This window comes from Nocardioides sp. (assembly GCF_035481145.1).
GTDB lineage: Bacteria > Actinomycetota > Actinomycetes > Propionibacteriales > Nocardioidaceae > Nocardioides.
Genome location: NZ_DATIHB010000074.1, coordinates 1 through 2,205, shown reverse-complemented (window position 1 = coordinate 2,205; position 2,205 = coordinate 1). Strand labels below are relative to the sequence as shown.

1 protein-coding gene is annotated in these 2,205 nt (G+C 73.2%); it reads right to left on the bottom strand.

Annotation, left to right across the window (positions count from 1 at the left end; translation table 11 throughout):
- On the bottom strand, positions 1-2,205 hold a 2,205-nt coding region (locus VLF38_RS06595), incomplete at both ends, for an acyltransferase domain-containing protein (RefSeq protein WP_325270481.1).

Sequence of the window (2,205 nt, the reverse complement as noted above, 5' to 3'; positions counted from 1 at the left end):
CGGCAGCCGAGCCGGGGACGGTCAGCGTGGCGAGATCGCCACCGCGGACGCTGGAGCCCTCGCGGGTGCCGGCGGCGACCTCGACCAGCGTGTGCAGGGCCCAGCCCTCGCCCAGCTGCCAGGCACCGGTCACGCGGTCGGTGATCGCCGACTGGCGAGCACCCAGCGGGCCGAGCACCTTGCGCAGGTGGTCGCCGACCGCGGCGGAGAGCACCGGGCCGAGCGGCTTGTAGCCACGCGAGAGGCCGGCGACCTGAGCGCACAGGGTCGGCAGGTCGGCCTCAGCCGCACCGTCGATGGCACCGAGGCTGAGCTCGGCACCGAGGTCGACGAGCAGCTGGTTGCGGCGCGAGGAGGCGCCGTCCGTGAGCGACTCGATGGAGTCGGCGTCACCGAGCTGATCGGGGCGGACCTTCGTCCACCACGCCAGAAGCAGCCGGGTCGCGTCCGCACCGGTGAAGGGGAGATCGGCGGGACGCGGCCCGCCCGACGCAGCAGGCGCCGGGGGTGCCGGGGTCAGGGAGGGAGAGGTCCCCGGCTCGGCCGTCGTGGAGGCGGGGACTTCCACCGACGACCCCTCGTCGGGCTCGATGGCCTCGACGGGGTCTTCGTCGCGAGCGAACGCCACGAGGGCGTCGCGCTCGACGTTGAGCACCTCGACCGGACCGGCCAGGGTGCGGCGTACCTCAGGGAGCTTGAGCGTCGAGGAGGCGATGTTGGCGAGCGTCGGAGCGCGGCCGACACCGACCTCGATGATCCGCTCCACGCCCATGCCACCGTCGGCGGCGTCGGCGAAGAGGAGGTCCTGGGTCTCGATCCAGCGCACCGGGCTGGCGAACTGCCAGGCCAGCAGTTCGATGAGGACCAGGCGCGTGAGCTCCTGCGGCTTGGCCGACCAGGTGTCGAAGTCGGCCAGGGCCGCCTCGATGCGCGTGGCCGGAGCGACCTCGAGGATCGACGCGAGGAACTCGCGGGTCAGCTCGAACGGGCGGGCGACGAGGTTCGGCACGTAGCGGCCGAGCAGCGGCGCCGGGTCGACGGCCGGCGGGAGCAGGTCGTCGAGCTTGGCGCGGAAGTCGTCGACGCCGCCCCGGAGGACACCCGAGTGGAACGGGACGTCGATGCCGGGCACCAGGATGTACGACGCCTTGCCGCCGATCGCGGCGCGACGGCGCTCGATCTCGGCCTCGAGGGTCTCGAGACCGGCGACGGTGCCGGCGATGGCGTACTGCGAGCCACGCAGGTTGTAGTTGGCGATCTCGATGAACTCGCCGGTCTCGGCGGCGACGCCCTCGACGAAGGCGCGGACGTCGTCGTCGGCCAGGCCGAACTGCGCAGGCCGGATGGCGGCGAGCCGGTAGTTGCTACGGCCCTCCTCGTCACGCGGCACCAGGGTGTGCATGACGGAGCCACGCTGGAAGACGACCTCGACGACCGCCTCGAGCGAGAGGACGCCGGAGACCGCGGCGAGCGCGTTGTACTCGCCGACGGAGTGACCGGCGATGATCGCGTCGTCGACGGCCACGCCGGCCTCGACCATCTCCGCCATCTGCGCAGCGGCGAGGACGGCCATGCTGACCTGCGTGAACTGGGTCAGGAAGAGGACGCCATCGGGGTGCGAGTGGACGCCGTCGAAGGCGACCAGCTCGGTCGGGTTGTCGCGGACGACCTCGAGCACGGAGAAGCCGAGCACCTCGCGGGTGTGGGCGTCGGCGCGGTCCCAGATGGCGCGCGCAGCCTTGCTGCGGCGGTAGCCCTCCATGCCCATGCCGGCGTGCTGGATGCCCTGGCCCGGGAAGACGTACGCCGTGCGGGCGGCCGCCAGGCGGGCGGAGGCGAGGAGCACCAGGTCGCCGTCGACGCGGGCGCTGACCTCGAGCACCTCGGCACCCTCGTCGATGCCCACGCGGTGGGCCGTGACCTCGACCTCGGCGCCCGGACGGACCGGAGCCAGGAAGCGGGCGGTCCAGCCGGCGAGGCTGCGGCGCGTCTGCTCGACGACGATGCGCTGGCTGACTGCGGAGATCCACATGCCGTGGACGATCGGGCCACCCAGGCCGGCGAGAGCGGCGGCCGCGGTGCTGGTGTGGATGGGGTTGTGGTCGCCGGTGACGCTGGCGAAGGTGCGCAGGTCGGTCGGGGCGGTGACCGTGGCCTGGGCGCGGCGGCGGCGCTCGGCCTTGCGCTCGTCGACGAGCGCAAGGC